Genomic DNA, 14,770 nt, shown 5'->3' on the forward strand with positions numbered 1-14,770 from the left:
CCCCCGCGGATTCACTCGTACGAGGGCACCCCGTCACCGCTACGCGGCGTCCCGGCCGGCTCTTCCGGCCGGCTTCGCCGGGGACTCGGCGCGCGGCGGGGTGGACACGGCGGTCGCCGCGGTGCAGGACGCGAGGAGATCCCGCATCGAGGGAACGGTCGGGGCTGACCGTCGCGGACGCACCGGCTGGGCCGGCTGATGCTCGTGCTCGGACGCCGACATGGTTGCCTCCTGGGTCGCGGGGGCAGGGTTGGTTAGGTAGACCTAACCAGGTGTCCATACATGTGACCACGCACGGCACGCCTTGCGCAACATTTTCCCGACGACTTGTCGGAATATCCACGAGCGGGGTCGCGAAACCGGCCCGCGACGGGGGTACGGGCACGGCGGCGCGACGGGTTACCGGTGAACAGGGCGCGTCACGGCGGGGCTCACACGCCCGAGAGGCCGGCCTCCGCCCAGCGCGCGCCGAATCCGGTGAGGGTCACCTGGCGCCGGTCGTCGTCGGTGTCGCCGGTGACCCGGTCGATCACCACATGGAGCCGGGCGTCCGACAGCTCCTCGACCTTGCCGTCGCCCCACTCGACCACGATCACCGATTCCGGCAGCGAGACATCGAGATCGAGATCCTCCATCTCGTCCAGCCCGCCGCCCAGCCGGTAGGCGTCCACATGAACGAGGGCGGGCCCGCCGGTCAGCGAGGGATGGACGCGGGCGATGACAAAGGTCGGGGAGGTGACCGCGCCGCGTACTCCCAGGCCCTCGCCGAGGCCCCGGGTCAGAGTGGTCTTGCCCGCGCCCAGCTCGCCGGTGAGCATCACCAGATCACCCGGGCGGAGCAGCTTCGCGAGGTTCCGTCCGAGGTCCTGCATCCGTGCGGCGGACTCGACGGCGAGATGAGCGGCGGACGTCTCAGCCGCCGGGCTGTGCGGTGCTTCCATACGGGCCAACGTTAGCCGCTGCCGAGACCGCGCCGGCGCGCACCAGCAGGTCCGCCAGCCGGTCCGTGACCGCCTCCGGATGCTCCAGCATCACCAGATGGCCCGCGTCCGGCACGATGACCAGCTCGGACTCCGGCAGCAGATCGGCGATCACCTCACTGTGCCCGCTGGGGGTGACCAGATCCCGGTCCCCGGCCAGTACCAGCACCGGAACATCCCGGAACACCGGCAGCGCGTCCGCCTTGTCGTGCTCGTCGAACGCGGGATAGAACTCCGCGACCACATCGATGGGGGTGCTCTCGATCATCCGCTCGGCGAACCGGGTCACCGCCGGGTCGACGTCCCTGGAGGAGAAGGAGTACCGCTTGATCATCCCGGCGAAGAGATCGGCCGTGGCCCGGCGGCCCCGCTCCACCAGCTCGGCCTGCGAGCCCAGGGCGCGCAGCACCCCCGGCAGCACCCGGCGCACCGCGTTCACCCCGGCGGCCGGGAGGCCGTAGCTGACCTCGCCGAGCCGCCCGCTCGACGTGCCGATGAAGGCGACCCCGGCCACCCGGTCCCGTACCAGCTCGGGGAATTGGCCGGCGAGCGCCATCACCGTCATCCCGCCCATCGAGTGGCCCACCAGCACCAGCGGGCCCTCCGGGGCCGCCGCGTCGATCACCGCCTTGAGATCACGGCCGAGCTGATCGATCGAGACCGGCACCCGGTCCGGGCCGGACTGCGAGGCGCCGCGCGCCGAACGGCCGTGGCTGCGCTGGTCCCAGTGGACCGTGCGCACCAGGCCGCGCAGGGCCGCGCGCTGAAAGTGCCAGGAGTCCTGATTCAGGCAGTAGCCATGGCTGAAGATCACTGTCACCGGTGCGGGGGCCTTGCGGCCGAAGAGCCTGCGGCGGCGCGGGCCGCCCGCGTCGGGGTCGACGTCGTCGGACTCGTAGTACAGCTCCGTGCCGTCGTCGGCGAGCGCCCGGCCGGGGGTGCCGCGCAGCGCGCCGTACGGCCCCGAGGCGTCCAGGGCCAGCCGGGCGCGCTTGCGCATCCCCCGGCCGACGGTGAGCCGCTCGATCGCGACACCCGCCGCCGCGCCCGCGGCGATCACGCCTATCGCGGCGCCGGCGATGCCCGCGCGGCGCCAGGGGCCGCCCGCGGAGGCGGCGCCCGCCACCGCGGTGACGGCCCGGCCCACCGCCGCGGCCTCCCCCGTACTGGTCTCGCTCACCGTGCCGCTCCTAGTCGTGCGGGTCGTTGTTCAGGTGGAGACGCGGCACCCGGGTACCGATACGGGTGACGATTTCGTACGCGATCGTGTCCGCGGCCTCCGCCCAGTCCTGCGCGGTCGGTTCGCCCCGGGTGCCCGGACCGAAGAGCAGGACCTCGGCACCCTCCTGGATCTTCTGCCCGCCCAGATCCACCACGAACTGATCCATGGCGATCCGTCCGGCGGCCCGGTGCCACTCCCCGCCCACCAGAACGGGGGCGCGGCCGGAGGCATGGCGCGGAATTCCGTCCCCGTACCCGACGGGGATCAGGCCCAGCGTGGTCTCCCCCCGGGTGACGTAGTGGTGTCCGTAACTGACACCATGCCCCGCCGGAACCCGCTTGACCAGGGCGACCGACGCGGCGAGCGTCATCACCGGCCGCAGGCCCAGCTCCTCGGATGTGCCCAGCTCCGGGGAGGGCGACACGCCGTACATCGCGATCCCGGTCCGCACCAGATCGAAATGGGCCTCCGGGAGGGTCAGCGTCGCCGGGGAGTTGGCGATGTGCCGGACCTCCGGTTCCACCCCCTCCTTCTCGGCGTGGGCGACCATCTCGCGGAAGGCGGCGAGCTGGAGCGCGATCGAGGGGTGACCGGGCTCGTCGGCGCAGGCCAGATGGGACCAGAGACCGGTGATCCGTACGGTGCCGGCCGCCTCGGCGGCGAGCGCGGCGGAGACCAGCTCGGGCCAGTCGCCCGGCTGGCAGCCGTTGCGGCCCAGACCGGTGTCCGCCTTGAGCTGGATCCGGGCCGGCCGTCCCGCCTCGCGCGCGGCGGCGGTCACCTCGGCCAGCGCCCACATTCCGCTGACGGACATGTCGAGGTCGGCCTCGATACCGGCGCGCCAGGGGTCGCCGGGGGTCCACAGCCAGCACATGATCCGCCCCGGGATCCCGGCCGCCCGCAGCGCGAGCGCCTCCTGCGGGGTGGCGGTCCCGACCCAGGTCGCCCCGGCCTCCAGCGCGGCGCGCGCGCAGGGGACCGCGCCGTGTCCGTACCCGTCCGACTTCACGACGGCCATCAGGGCGGCGCGGGGGGCGCGGGCGCGGAGCGCCCGGACGTTGGCGCGGAGCGCGCCGAGATCGATCTCGGCGCGGACGCGGGTGGGTGGTGGTGTCTGGCTCATCGAAACCAGTCTCTCAGAGCGGGGTACGGGTGCCCTTCGCGGTGCGGGTGTCTTCCCGGGGCGGCTGCCTCCGGCGGGGCCGAGTCCTGTGCGCCCTTGCCCGGGGTGCGGGTGCCTTTCCGGGGCTCCGCCCCGGACCCGGCGCGGCTGCCTCCGGCGGGGCGGGATCTTGTGCGCCCTTGCCCGGGGTGCAGGTGTCTTTCCGGGGCTCCGCCCCGGACCCGGCGCCTCAAACGCCGGCGGGGCTGAATTTGCTTGCTCTTGTTCGCGGGTGCGGGCGGGTGTGGGGGCGGTGTCGCGTCGTTGCTTGTGTTGTTCAGGGTCCCGGGGTGCGGGTGTCTTTCCGGGGCTCCGCCCCAGGCCCGGCGCCTCAAACGCCGGCGAGGCTGAATTTGCTTGCTGTTGTTCGCGGGTGCGGGCGGGTGTGGGGGCGGTGTCGCGTCGTTGCTTGTGTTGTTCGGATTGCCGGGGGTGCGGGCCTTCAGACGCCTTCGGCGCCTTGCGGTGCCTCGGGGTCTTGTCCAGCCCGGTCGTGTCCGGTGCGCGGGTACGGGGCGGGAGCGCTTGTTCCGTGGCGGCCCGGGGGTCGCCCGATAAGCGGCCCCCGGTCGCAGTCGGGCTTGTTCTGGTGCGGGAGCGCCCGCCCAGCGGCACCCGCCCACTCTGACGCCCCTCACCCACCCACCCCCGGACGACCATTCCGGACCCGGCTTCCCCACCGCAAATCCGCTCCATCAGGACGCGCGGACGGGGAAAACACGGTCATCACGCACTGGGCTTACTCGCGGAAAGGGGGACGCGCAGGAGCGGTACTGGGGCATCAAGCGTGATTTGTGGCGCAAACCCGAGTGATCGAAACAAGACCGGGTGACCGCGCCGTAAATCATGCAGCCCCAGTGCCGAACCGGAGCGGCACCCAACCCGCACACACAAGACCCCCGCCCGGGGATACGGGCAACCCGCACACCCAAGAGCCCCGCCGGCGATTGAGGCGCCGGGCCCGGGGCGGAGCCCCGGACAGGGCGCGGGCGTCACGCGCGGCAGACGTCGCGCCACGCCCCCGCAACCGCCTCCGCCACCTCGTACGCGGTCACCGGCACCCCCTCCCCCGCCACCCCCCTCGCCGCCAGCCCGTGCAGATACGCCGCGGCCGTCGCCGCGTCGCGGGGGGAGAGGCCCGCCGCGAGGAGGGAGCCCGCGAGGCCGGAGAGGACGTCGCCGCTGCCCGCGGTCGCGAGCCAGGGTGTGCCCATGGGGTTGACCCGGACGGCCACGCGCGCGTCCGGCGTGGCGACGAGGGTCGTGGAGCCCTTGAGGAGGACGGTCGCCCCGTACCGGGAGGCGAGTTCGCGCACCGCGGCCAGGCGCGCGGATTCCACCTCCTCGCGGGTGGTGCCGAGCAGCGCGGCGGCTTCTCCGGCGTGCGGGGTGAGGAGGGTCGGCGCGGCCCGCTTCCGTACCGCTTCGGGGGTGAGCGGGCGCAGGCCGTCCGCGTCGGCGAGGACCGGGACGTCGGAGGCGAGGATCTCGCGCACGGCGCCGGTGTCGTCGCCCAGGCCGGGGCCGACCACCCACGCCTGGACGCGGCCGGCCTTCGCGGGCGGGCCGTCGGTGACGAGGGCTTCGGGGAAGCGGGCGATCACGGCGCCGGCCGCGTGGCCGGCGTACCGTACCGCGCCCGCGCCGCCCCGCAGCGCGCCCGCGACCGCGAGCACCGCCGCGCCGGGGTAGCGCGCGGATCCCGCGGCGACGCCGACGACGCCGCGCCGGTATTTGTCGCTCCGGCCGGTCGGTTCGGGGAGCAGCAGGGCGATGTCGGCGTGCTGGGGCGCCTCGGCCTCCGGTACCGAGGGGAGGTGGGGGCCGAGGCCGATGTCGACGAGGCGCACGGTTCCGGCGTACTCGCGCGCCGGGTCGATCAGCAGCGCGGGCTTGTGGGTGCCGAAGGTGACCGTCGCGTCCGCCCGCAGTGCCTCGCCGCGCACCTCGCCGCTGTCCGCCTCGACTCCGCTCGGCAGGTCGACGGCGACGATGACCGCGTCCGAGCCGCGCGCGGCGCGGGCGATGGGCACGGCGTCGGGGCGCAGCCCGCCGGAGCCGCCGATTCCGGTGATGCCGTCGAGGATGAGGTCGGCGCCGGCCAGTACGTCGAAGGGGTCGTCGGCGATCCGGCCGCCGGCGGCGGTGAACGCGGCGAGCCCGCCGGGGTGGGTGCGGTCCGGGGCGAGGAGTACGGCGTGTACGCGGGCGCCGCGCCGGGCGAGGCGGGCGCCGGCGTGGAGCGCGTCGCCGCCGTTGGCGCCGCTGCCGGTGAGCAGGACGACGCGGGCCCCGTAGACCCGGCCGAGGAGTCCGGCACAGGCGGCGGCCAGTCCGGCGGCGGCCCGCTGCATGAGCGCGCCGTCCGGGAGACGGGCCATCAGTTCGTTCTCGGCTGTTCTGACCGTTTCGACGCTGTGAGCGGTGCGCATGGGACCGAGTCTGCCGCAGCGGGTGCCGGGGCGGGGGGAGGCGGCATCGCCGGGCGGGCGGGCGGTCAAGCGTCGCGCACGGGGGTGGAGTTGCCCGCGGGGAGGCGGAACCGTTCGGCCGCTTGACGAACCCTCACACTCAACTTAGGTTTGCCTTACCTAAGTGGACGCCGCAGTGCGTCCGCGCTCTGGAAAGGTGTAAACCCCATGCGTCCTGCCGTCCGTACCCTTTCGCGCGCCTCCGTCGCCGTGCTCGGTGCCGCCGCCCTCACCCTGGGTCTCGCCTCCTCCGCGTCCGCCGCCACCGTCAGCCGCACGATCACCGACGGCACGACCTACACCCTGACCGTGAACGCGCCCAACACGGCCGCCGCGTCCGGTCAGAACGTCAATGTCACCGGCTCCGGCTTCAACCCGAGCCAGGGCATCTACGTGGGGCTCTGCGCGATACCCGCGGGCGTCGATGTGAGCAACCAGGCCACCTGGAACGCCAAGCCCACGCCGTGTCTGGGCGGTCAGGACGAGGCCGGCACCACCGGCGCCTCGCACTGGGTCAACAAGGACTGGTACTGGATGGCCCCGAACAACTCCTCCCCCTACACGGTCGCCGGGGGCAAGGGAAGCTTCAACGTCAACATCCATGTGAAGGCGCAGCTCTCCTCCACCGTGACCTGCGGCCAGGGCGGTGTCACCTGCGCGATCGTCACCCGCGCCGACCACTTCGACTCCAATGACCGCAAGTACGACACCTACATCCCGGTGACCTTCTCCTAGTCATGCCCATACGCACCACAAGACCCATGCGAGGACGACGGGTCGCGGCCTCCGCGCTGTTGCTCGTGGCGGCACTCGCCGTCACGGGCCCGGCGCGGGCGGCCGATCCCGGTGAGGCCGATGGCCCCACCGGGCAGAAGCTGACCGTCTCCGACACCAGGAACCTCGACCCGTCCGGCCAGAAGGTGACCGTGACGGGCTCCGGCTACGCCGTCGACAAGGGCATCTATCTCACCATCTGCGTTCTCAACGGGCCGGGTGAGGCGCCGAGCCCCTGTCTGGGCGGCAGCGACTTCTCGGGTGTGTCGGGATCCGCCTACTGGATCTCCAACAACCCGCCGGACTACGGCAAGCCCATCGTCAAGAAGTTCACCGTCGGCAGTGACGGGAAGGGCGGCTTCTCGCTGGATCTGACCGCCAAGGTGAAGGACAGCAGCGCCGACTGCACCCAGCGCAAGTGCGCGATCGTCACCCGGGCGGACCATACGCACATCAGCGACCGCGAGCAGGACGTGATCGTCCCGATCACCTTCGGCAGCGGCGGCGGCGTGCCCGGCCCGGAGGTTCCGCCGGGCACGGTGCGCCATGACGAGGTGCGCCGGTACTCACCGATCGGCGGACCGTCCGACGCCGAGGCCGACCCGGGCGCCAGGCGGGTGTACGTCAGCAGCGGCGACGGCACGAAGAACTACCTGACCACCTATGACACGGTGACCGGCAGCAGGGTCGGGGAACCGGTCGAACTGCCCGGGCACGCGTCGGCGATGGCTCTGGACGCGGACTCGCACAGCCTGCATCTGGCGCTCTCCAACCGGATCGCGACCTACGACACCGAGACCGGTGCGATCACCGACAACCGGACGCCCGAGACCGCCGGCAACATCCATCTGCTGGCCGTGGATCCCTCGACGGACACCCTGTACGCGGGCAACCAGAACAAGACGGTGACGGTCTGGAACACCAGAACCTGGAAGACGGCCGGCGAACCCGCCACACTGCCCTACCCGCCGTTCGGGCTGGGCGTGGACACCGAAGCCCACACCGCGTACATCACCCATATGGGCGCCGGCCGGGTGGACGGCAAGTTCGTGTTCCACAACGCCCTGAACGAGATCGACGGCGCCACCGGAGAGCTCAGCCGCACACTCGATCTGGGCAAGGTGCCCCAGGGCACCATGGGCGTCGCGATCGATTCCGGGACGCGCACCGGCTATGTGGCCAACATCAACGCCGGCAGCGTCTTCACCGTGGATCTGAAGGAATTCAAGGTCACCGGCAAGCTGGACGTCAGCGGCAATCCGAAGTCGCTGGCCTTCGATCCGGGGACGAGGACGCTCTACGCGGCGCAGACCACGGCCGGCACGGTCGCCGCGGTGGATCCGGCGGAGAACAAGATCATCGCGACGCTGGAGACCGGCTCGCACACGGACTCCCAGCTGGCCCTCGACACCGAGCACCACACGCTGTTCACGGCGACCGCGGATCAGGTCGTCCAGACACAGCGCCATGTCTCACCGGCGGTCACCAGGGCGCCGAAGCCGGTGACGGTCGTGGCCGGGCGGACGGCGGAGTTCACCGCCACCGCCACCGGCACTCCCGCACCGGTCGCCGGCTGGGAGGTCTCGACCGACGAGGGCGTGAGCTGGCAGCCGGTCCCCGGGGAGCTCGGGGAGAAGCTCGCCTTCAAGGCCACGGTGGAGCACGACGGGAACGACTACCGCGCGGTGTTCTCCAACGCCGTCGGCAGCACCCGTACGGTGAGCCGGCAGCTGACCGTCACGGCGCCGACGACCCCGGTCGACCCCGATCCGGGCGGTTCCGACAGCGGCGGTTCCGACAGCGGCGGCGCCTCCGGGGGCGGTGACTCCGCCGGCAGCGGTGGAGCAGGCGGCTCCGCCGGTGGCTCGGCGGGCGGTTCGGATCCCGGGGCCCAGTCCACCGGCGGTACCGGGGGTACCGGCGCCACGGGCGGCGCGAGCGGAGGCACCACCGGCGGGAGCGGAAGTCTCGCCTCCACCGGGTCGGCGATTCTCCCGTTCGCCGCCGGCGCCGCCGCGCTCACCGCGGCGGGCGCGTCCGCGATCATCCTGCGCCGCAGATTCACGGCGTAGGTCCGGGACGACCCGGTCCCCTCCCGATCATCGGCCGGGAGGGGGCCGGGTCATTTCTCTCCCCGCGCCGCCCGTCTCACCCCGTACCACCCGCCGAAATGGCCGAAATAACCGGCGGGGTTCACGGGGCTCAGCCCTCCGCGATCACCACCGCCGAGGCCACCCCCGCGTCATGGCTCAGCGAGATGTGCCACGAGGTCACCCCCAGGGCCGTCGCCCGCGCCGCCACCGTCCCGTACACATTCAGCCGGGGGCGTCCGCTCTCCTCCACCCACACCTCCGCGTCCGTCCAGCGCAGCCCCACCGGTGCGCCGAGCGCCTTGGCCAGCGCCTCCTTCGCGGCGAAACGCGCCGCGAGCGACGCGGCTCCGCGCCGCTCGCCGCTCGGCAGCAGCAGTTCGCTGTCGAGGAAGAGCCGCTTGGCCATCCCCGGTGTGCGCCAGAGCGACGCGGCGAACCGGTCGATCTCGGCGACGTCGATCCCCACCCCAATGATCACTTGCTCACTCCACTGTCACGGATTTGGCGAGATTCCTCGGCTGATCGACCTCATTGCCGCGCGCGGTCGCCAGCTCGCACGCGAAGACCTGCAGGGGCACGGTGGCCACCAGTGGCTGGAGCAGGGTGGGCGTCGCCGGGATCCGGATCAGATGATCCGCGTACGGTACGACCACCTCGTCCCCCTCCTCCGCGATCACGATCGTCCGCGCGCCGCGTGCCCTGATCTCCTGGATGTTCGAGACGATCTTGTCGTGCAGCACCGAGCGCCCGCACGGTGACGGCACCACGACCACCACCGGCAGATCCTCCTCGATCAGCGCGATCGGACCGTGCTTCAGCTCCCCCGCCGCGAACCCCTCGGCATGCATGTACGCCAGTTCCTTCAGCTTCAGCGCCCCCTCCAGCGCCACCGGATGGCCCACATGCCGCCCCAGGAAGAGGACGGTGTTCTTCCCCGCGAGCGAGCGCGCGAGGGCGCGCACCGGCTCCATCGTCGCCAGTACCCGCTCCACGGCGCCGGAGATCCGCGACAGCTCCCGGACCACCGCCCGGATCTCGTCCGCCCACTGGGTGCCGCGCACCTGCCCCAGATAGAGGGCCAGCAGATAGCAGGCCACCAGCTGGGTCAGAAACGCCTTGGTGGAGGCGACGGCGATCTCGGGCCCGGCATGGGTGTAGAGGACGGCGTCCGACTCGCGCGGGATCGTCGATCCGTTCGTATTGCAGATCGCCAGGACCCGGGCTCCCTGCTCCCGGGCGTGCCGCAGCGCCATCAGTGTGTCCATGGTCTCCCCCGACTGGGAGATCGCGACCACCAGGGTGCGCTGGTCCAGGATCGGGTCCCGGTAGCGGAACTCGCTCGCCGTCTCCACCTCGCACGGGATACGGGCCCAGTGCTCAATGGCGTACTTGGCGATCAGCCCGGCGTGGAAGGCGGTGCCGCAGGCGACGACCACGACCTTGCTCGCCTCCCGCAGCTCCTCGACCGGGATCCGGACCTCGTCGAGCGTCAGCGCGCCGTCGGTGCCGATCCGGCCGAGGAGCGTATCGGCCACGGCCCTGGGCTGCTCGGCGATCTCCTTGAGCATGAAGTAGTCATACCCCCCCTTTTCCGCGGCCGAAGCGTCCCAGTCGACGTGATACGGCCGCACATCAGCGGGAGCCCCGTCGAAACCGGTCACCGTGATCCGGTCCCGGCGCAGCTCCACCACCTGGTCCTGACCCAGCTCGATCGCGGAACGCGTATGGGCGATGAACGCGGCCACATCCGAGGCGAGAAAGGACTCACCCTCCCCAACGCCCACCACCAGCGGGGAGTTCCGGCGCGCCCCGACCACCACACCCGGCTCATCGGCATGCACCGCCACCAGGGTGAACGCCCCCGTCAGCCGCCGGGACACCTGGCGCATCGCCTCCGCGAGCTCACCGCAGGAGGAGAACGCCTCGGCCAGCAGATGGGCGACCACCTCGCTGTCCGTCTCCGAGACCGGGGCCTGTCCGCGCAGCGACAGCTCGGCCCGCAGCTCCGCGAAGTTCTCGATGATTCCGTTGTGGACGACCGCGACCCGTCCGGCGTGGTCCAGATGCGGGTGGGCGTTGAGATCGGTCGGCGCGCCATGGGTCGCCCACCGGGTGTGCCCGATGGCGGTCGATCCGCTCGGCAGGGGCCGCTCCGTCAGCTCCTTCTCCAGATTGCGGAGCTTGCCCGCCCGCTTCGCGGCGGCCAGGCCGCCGTCGGAGAGCACGGCCACCCCGGCGGAGTCGTACCCGCGGTACTCCAGCCGCTTCAGTCCCGCGACGACCACATCGAGCGCCGACCGCCCGCCGGCGTAACCCACGATTCCGCACATGTCCGGCAGCCTACGGCGGCGGCCGTGCCCCGCCGTGGACCCCGGGTCCCGCCGTCAGCCGTGTGGCCGGGCCCGCCGCCCCGACCGACTCCCCGACCGACTCCCGGGCCGCCCCGGCCGTCGCCCCGCGTGATCGAGCACACCATCCGCAATCCGCGTCCACCCCCGACAATGTGAAGGTGATCTCCTCACCGTCACAGAGCAGCGCTCCCCGGGACATGCCGCGAGGCACCCACCGCAGGGACGGGCACCCGTCGACCCCCTATGTCGACCTCACCCGGGCCGAGTGGAGCGCCCTGCGCGACAGGACCCCGCTCCCCCTCTCCGCCGAGGAGGTCGAACGGCTGCGCGGGCTCGGCGACGTGATCGATCTGGACGAGGTGCGGGATGTCTATCTCCCCCTCTCCCGGCTGCTCAATCTCTATGTCCGGGCCACCGGCGAGCTGCGCGGCGCGCTCAACACCTTCCTCGGCGACGCGGGCCGCGGACAGGGCGAGCAGCGCGGCACCCCCTTCGTCATAGGGGTCGCGGGTTCCGTCGCCGTCGGCAAGTCCACCGTGGCCCGGCTCCTCCAGGCCCTCCTCGCCCGCTGGCCGGAGCACCCCCGGGTGGAGCTGGTCACCACCGACGGTTTCCTGCACCCGATGAAGGAGCTCCAGGAGCGCGGCCTGATGTCGCGGAAAGGTTTCCCCGAGTCCTACGACCGCCGGGCCCTGATGCGTTTCGTCGCCGACATCAAGGCGGGCAAGGACGAGGTCACCGCCCCCGTCTACTCCCATCTCATCTATGACATCGTCCCCGGCGAACGGCTCACCGTGCGCCGCCCCGACATCCTGATCGTCGAGGGGCTCAATGTCCTCCAGCCCGCGCTCCCCGGCAAGGACGGCCGCACCAGGGTCGGGCTCGCCGACTACTTCGACTTCTCGGTCTATGTGGACGCCCGGCCCGAGGACATCGAGCGCTGGTACCTCAGCCGCTTCGGCCGGCTGCGCGAGACGGCCTTCCAGAACCCGTTCTCGTACTTCCGCAAATACACCCAGGTCTCCGAGGAGGAGGCCATGGAGTACGCCCGTACGATGTGGCGGACCATCAACAAGCCCAACCTGCTGGAGAATGTCGCCCCCACCCGGGGCCGCGCCACGCTCGTCCTGCGCAAGGGGCCGGACCACAAGGTCCAGCGTCTGTCACTGCGCAAGCTCTGAACCGCGCGGGTGCACGGCAGACTCCACCCCCCTTCCGAGGAGACCCCCGGCCGTGCTCCATCTGCGTCTGATCACCCCGGCCGACCGCACCGCCGAGGTGGTCGACCTCGTCGAGCGGACCGTCGGCACCACCCATGTCGCGGTGGTGCCCGGCGCGGCCCGCGATCCGCAGGGCGATCTGGTGATGTGCGATGTCGCGCGGGAGGCCGGCGATCAGCTGATCTCCGGGCTCCGGGAGCTCGGAATCGACGAGTGCGGTTCCATCGCGGTGGAGAACATCGACCTCTCCCTCTCCACCCGCGCCGACCGGGCCGAGAAGGACGCTCCGGGCGAGGCGGCGGACGCGGTGCTCTGGGAGCAGTTGCAGGACGCGACCCACGAGGAGTCCACGCTCTCCGCCACCTATATCGCCTTTCTCTCGCTGGCGACGATGATCGCCGCCTGCGGTGTGGTGCTGGACAACGCGATTCTGATCGTGGGCGCGATGGCGGTGGGTCCGGAATTCGGGCCGCTGGCCGGATTCTGTACGGCGCTGGTGCAGCGCGCCCCGAGACTGGCGTGGCGGTCGTTTCTGGCGCTGATCGCGGGATTCGCCGTCGCCATAGTGGTGACGGTGGGCTTCAGCCATCTGATGGCCTGGATGGAGCTCTTCCACGCGAAGGATCTCGAAGCCGAGCGCCCGAACACCAATTTCATCTACCGGCCGGACGAATTCTCATTCGTGGTGGCGGTCCTGGCGGGCATCGCCGGAATGCTCTCGCTGACCTCGGCGAGGGTGGGCGCCCTGGTCGGAGTGGCGATCTCGGTGACGACGGTGCCGGCGGCGGCGAACGCGGCGGTCGCCTTCTCCTTCCAGGAGTACCGGCAGGCATGGGGCTCCACGGAGCAGCTGCTGCTGAATCTGCTGGGGATCGTGCTCGCGGGAACACTGACACTGATCGTGCAGAAGGGGCTCTGGACGAGATTCCAGGCCCGGCGGATACCGCGGAAGGCCAAGACCGGGGCGTGAGGCCCCCGGTACGGCCCCGGCGGCACCCGGCGCGGCACGGGGACGACGGACGGCGCGATTCCGGGGGCGCGGCGGGCGGGCCGCCGCGTCCCCGGAACCCCGGGCTCAGCCCAGCGCCGACTTCACCGCGTCCGCGAGGCGCTCGGCGACCGAGCGGGCCTGCTCGATGTCGGCGGCCTCGACCATGACCCGGACCAGCGGCTCGGTACCCGACGGACGCAGCAGTACGCGGCCGGTCGCGCCCAGCTCGTGCTCCGCCTCCGCGACCGCCGCGGCCAGGTCGGCCGAGGTGTGGACGCGGGACTTGTCCACATCGGGGACATTGATCAGGATCTGCGGCAGCCGCTCCATCACCCCGGCCAGCTCGGCCAGCGGCCGGCCGGTCGCGGCGATCCGGGCCGCCAGGAGCAGACCGGTGAGGGTGCCGTCCCCGGTGGTCGCGTGGTCGAGGACGATCACATGGCCGGACTGCTCGCCGCCGAGCGCGTAGCCGTGCTCCTTCATCGACTCCAGCACATACCGGTCGCCGACGGCCGTCTGGACCAGCTGGACGCCCTCCCGCTCCATCGCGAGCTTGAAGCCGAGGTTGGACATCACCGTGCCGACCACCGTGTCGCCGCGCAGGGTGCCGGCCTCGCGCATGGCGAGGGCGAGCACGGCGAGGATCTGGTCGCCGTCGACCTCGGCACCCGAGGCGTCGACGGCGAGGCAGCGGTCGGCGTCCCCGTCGTGCGCGATGCCCAGATGGGCGCCGTGCTCGACGACGGCCGCCCTCAGCAGCGCCAGATGGGTGGAACCGCAGCCGTCATTGATGTTGAGGCCGTCCGGGTCGGCGCCGATGGTGACGACCTCGGCCCCGGCACGGGTGAACGCCTCGGGCGAGACCCGGGCGGCGGCGCCGTGCGCCTCGTCCAGGACGACCTTCACGCCGTCGAGACGGTTGGGCAGTACGCCGATGAGGTGCGCGACGTATGTGTCGAAGCCCTCGTCGTACTCCCGGACCCGGCCGACGCCCGCCCCGGTCGGCCGCTCCCACGGCGCCCCGGTGCGGTGCTGCTCGTACACGGTCTCGATGCGGTCCTCCAGCTCGTCGGCGAGCTTGTGGCCGCCGCGGGCGAAGAATTTGACGCCGTTGTCCGGCATGGCGTTGTGGCTGGCGGAGAGCATCACACCGAGGTCGGCGCCGAGCACACCGGTCAGATGAGCCACCGCGGGGGTGGGGAGCACGCCGACGCGCAGCACATCCACGCCGGCGCTGGCGAGACCCGCCACGACCGCGGCCTCCAGGAACTCCCCCGACGCTCGTGGATCACGTCCGACGACGGCGGTGGGCCGGTGCCCCGCAAAGGTTCCCGCCTCGGCGAGCACATGCGCCGCGGCGACCGAGAGGCCGAGCGCAAGCTCTGCCGTCAGGTCCGCGTTGGCGACACCGCGCACGCCGTCCGTGCCGAAGAGTCGTCCCACAGCTGTCCTCCGAAATTGGTCCGTGAAGCTCCGAAAACGCAAGCCTATGAACGCTTCCTGCCC

The 14,770-nt window shown here is 72.0% G+C and carries 12 protein-coding genes; 4 read left to right on the forward strand and 8 right to left on the reverse strand.

Going from position 1 to position 14,770, the window contains the following annotated elements; genetic code table 11:
* Positions 1-39 precede the first annotated feature (39 nt).
* The 5 genes from AAFN69_RS09905 to AAFN69_RS09925 all read right to left on the reverse strand — a co-directional run bounded on the left by AAFN69_RS09905 (position 40) and on the right by AAFN69_RS09925 (position 5,796).
* Positions 40-222 carry a hypothetical protein gene (locus tag AAFN69_RS09905; RefSeq protein WP_347727976.1) on the reverse strand — a complete coding sequence of 61 codons (183 nt, stop codon included), beginning with the start codon at positions 220-222 and terminating at the stop codon, positions 40-42.
* Between the two features lie 209 nt (positions 223-431).
* Positions 432-941: a tRNA (adenosine(37)-N6)-threonylcarbamoyltransferase complex ATPase subunit type 1 TsaE gene (gene tsaE / locus AAFN69_RS09910; RefSeq protein ID WP_347727977.1), complete on the reverse strand. Its 510-nt coding sequence runs from the start codon at positions 939-941 to the stop codon at positions 432-434.
* Positions 913-2,127, reverse strand: coding sequence for an alpha/beta hydrolase (locus AAFN69_RS09915; protein ID WP_347728112.1), 1,215 nt, complete (start codon positions 2,125-2,127; stop codon positions 913-915). The genes tsaE and AAFN69_RS09915 overlap by 29 nt, the downstream gene beginning before the upstream one ends.
* Positions 2,128-2,170: 43 nt before the next feature.
* Positions 2,171-3,325 carry an alanine racemase gene (alr, locus tag AAFN69_RS09920; protein WP_347727978.1) on the reverse strand — a complete coding sequence of 385 codons (1,155 nt, stop codon included), beginning with the start codon at positions 3,323-3,325 and terminating at the stop codon, positions 2,171-2,173.
* 1,031 nt (positions 3,326-4,356) lie between these two features.
* Positions 4,357-5,796, reverse strand: a complete 1,440-nt coding sequence (locus tag AAFN69_RS09925; RefSeq protein WP_347727979.1) for an NAD(P)H-hydrate dehydratase — start codon at positions 5,794-5,796, stop codon at positions 4,357-4,359.
* 207 nt (positions 5,797-6,003) lie between these two features.
* On the opposite strand from AAFN69_RS09925, the gene AAFN69_RS09930 reads away from it, so the two are divergent.
* The gene (locus AAFN69_RS09930; RefSeq protein WP_347727980.1) at positions 6,004-6,570 is read left to right on the forward strand and encodes a hypothetical protein; all 567 of its coding nucleotides are present in this window, start codon (positions 6,004-6,006) and stop codon (positions 6,568-6,570) included.
* A gap of 26 nt (positions 6,571-6,596) precedes the next feature.
* Complete coding sequence (locus tag AAFN69_RS09935; protein ID WP_347727981.1) at positions 6,597-8,681, forward strand: endoglucanase; 2,085 nt, start codon at positions 6,597-6,599, stop codon at positions 8,679-8,681.
* 130 nt (positions 8,682-8,811) lie between these two features.
* Here AAFN69_RS09935 and AAFN69_RS09940 read toward each other — a convergent pair whose 3' ends face one another.
* Positions 8,812-9,180 (reverse strand): holo-ACP synthase, encoded by a 369-nt coding sequence (locus AAFN69_RS09940; protein WP_347727982.1) that lies wholly within the window; start codon positions 9,178-9,180, stop codon positions 8,812-8,814.
* Positions 9,181-9,184: 4 nt separating this feature from the next.
* Positions 9,185-11,032 carry a glutamine--fructose-6-phosphate transaminase (isomerizing) gene (gene glmS, locus AAFN69_RS09945; RefSeq protein WP_347727983.1) on the reverse strand — a complete coding sequence of 616 codons (1,848 nt, stop codon included), beginning with the start codon at positions 11,030-11,032 and terminating at the stop codon, positions 9,185-9,187.
* Between the two features lie 218 nt (positions 11,033-11,250).
* Between glmS and coaA the strand changes: the two genes are divergently transcribed.
* A complete protein-coding gene (gene coaA / locus AAFN69_RS09950) occupies positions 11,251-12,234 on the forward strand; it encodes a type I pantothenate kinase (RefSeq protein ID WP_347728113.1) in 984 nt (327 codons plus the stop codon).
* Between the two features lie 52 nt (positions 12,235-12,286).
* Positions 12,287-13,243 (forward strand): DUF389 domain-containing protein, encoded by a 957-nt coding sequence (locus tag AAFN69_RS09955; protein ID WP_347727984.1) that lies wholly within the window; start codon positions 12,287-12,289, stop codon positions 13,241-13,243.
* A gap of 105 nt (positions 13,244-13,348) precedes the next feature.
* On the opposite strand, the gene glmM is transcribed toward AAFN69_RS09955, so the two are convergent.
* Complete coding sequence (glmM, locus tag AAFN69_RS09960; protein WP_347727985.1) at positions 13,349-14,707, reverse strand: phosphoglucosamine mutase; 1,359 nt, start codon at positions 14,705-14,707, stop codon at positions 13,349-13,351.
* Between the last annotated feature and the right edge of the window lie 63 nt (positions 14,708-14,770).

It is taken from the genome of Streptomyces sp. CAU 1734, from assembly GCF_039888735.1.
Lineage (GTDB): Bacteria > Actinomycetota > Actinomycetes > Streptomycetales > Streptomycetaceae > Streptomyces.

What these genes read in the sequence shown, in the direction of transcription:
- AAFN69_RS09925 (WP_347727979.1), bottom strand. Translation starts at nt 5,796, where the DNA reads ATGCGCACCGCTCACAGCGTCGAAACGGTCAGAACAGCCGAGAACGAA.
- AAFN69_RS09930 (WP_347727980.1), top strand. Translation starts at nt 6,004, where the DNA reads ATGCGTCCTGCCGTCCGTACCCTTTCGCGCGCCTCCGTCGCCGTGCTC.
- AAFN69_RS09935 (WP_347727981.1), top strand. Translation starts at nt 6,597, where the DNA reads ATGCGAGGACGACGGGTCGCGGCCTCCGCGCTGTTGCTCGTGGCGGCA.
- tsaE (WP_347727977.1), bottom strand. Translation starts at nt 941, where the DNA reads ATGGAAGCACCGCACAGCCCGGCGGCTGAGACGTCCGCCGCTCATCTC.
- glmS (WP_347727983.1), bottom strand. Translation starts at nt 11,032, where the DNA reads ATGTGCGGAATCGTGGGTTACGCCGGCGGGCGGTCGGCGCTCGATGTG.
- AAFN69_RS09905 (WP_347727976.1), bottom strand. Translation starts at nt 222, where the DNA reads ATGTCGGCGTCCGAGCACGAGCATCAGCCGGCCCAGCCGGTGCGTCCG.
- coaA (WP_347728113.1), top strand. Translation starts at nt 11,251, where the DNA reads ATGCCGCGAGGCACCCACCGCAGGGACGGGCACCCGTCGACCCCCTAT.
- alr (WP_347727978.1), bottom strand. Translation starts at nt 3,325, where the DNA reads ATGAGCCAGACACCACCACCCACCCGCGTCCGCGCCGAGATCGATCTC.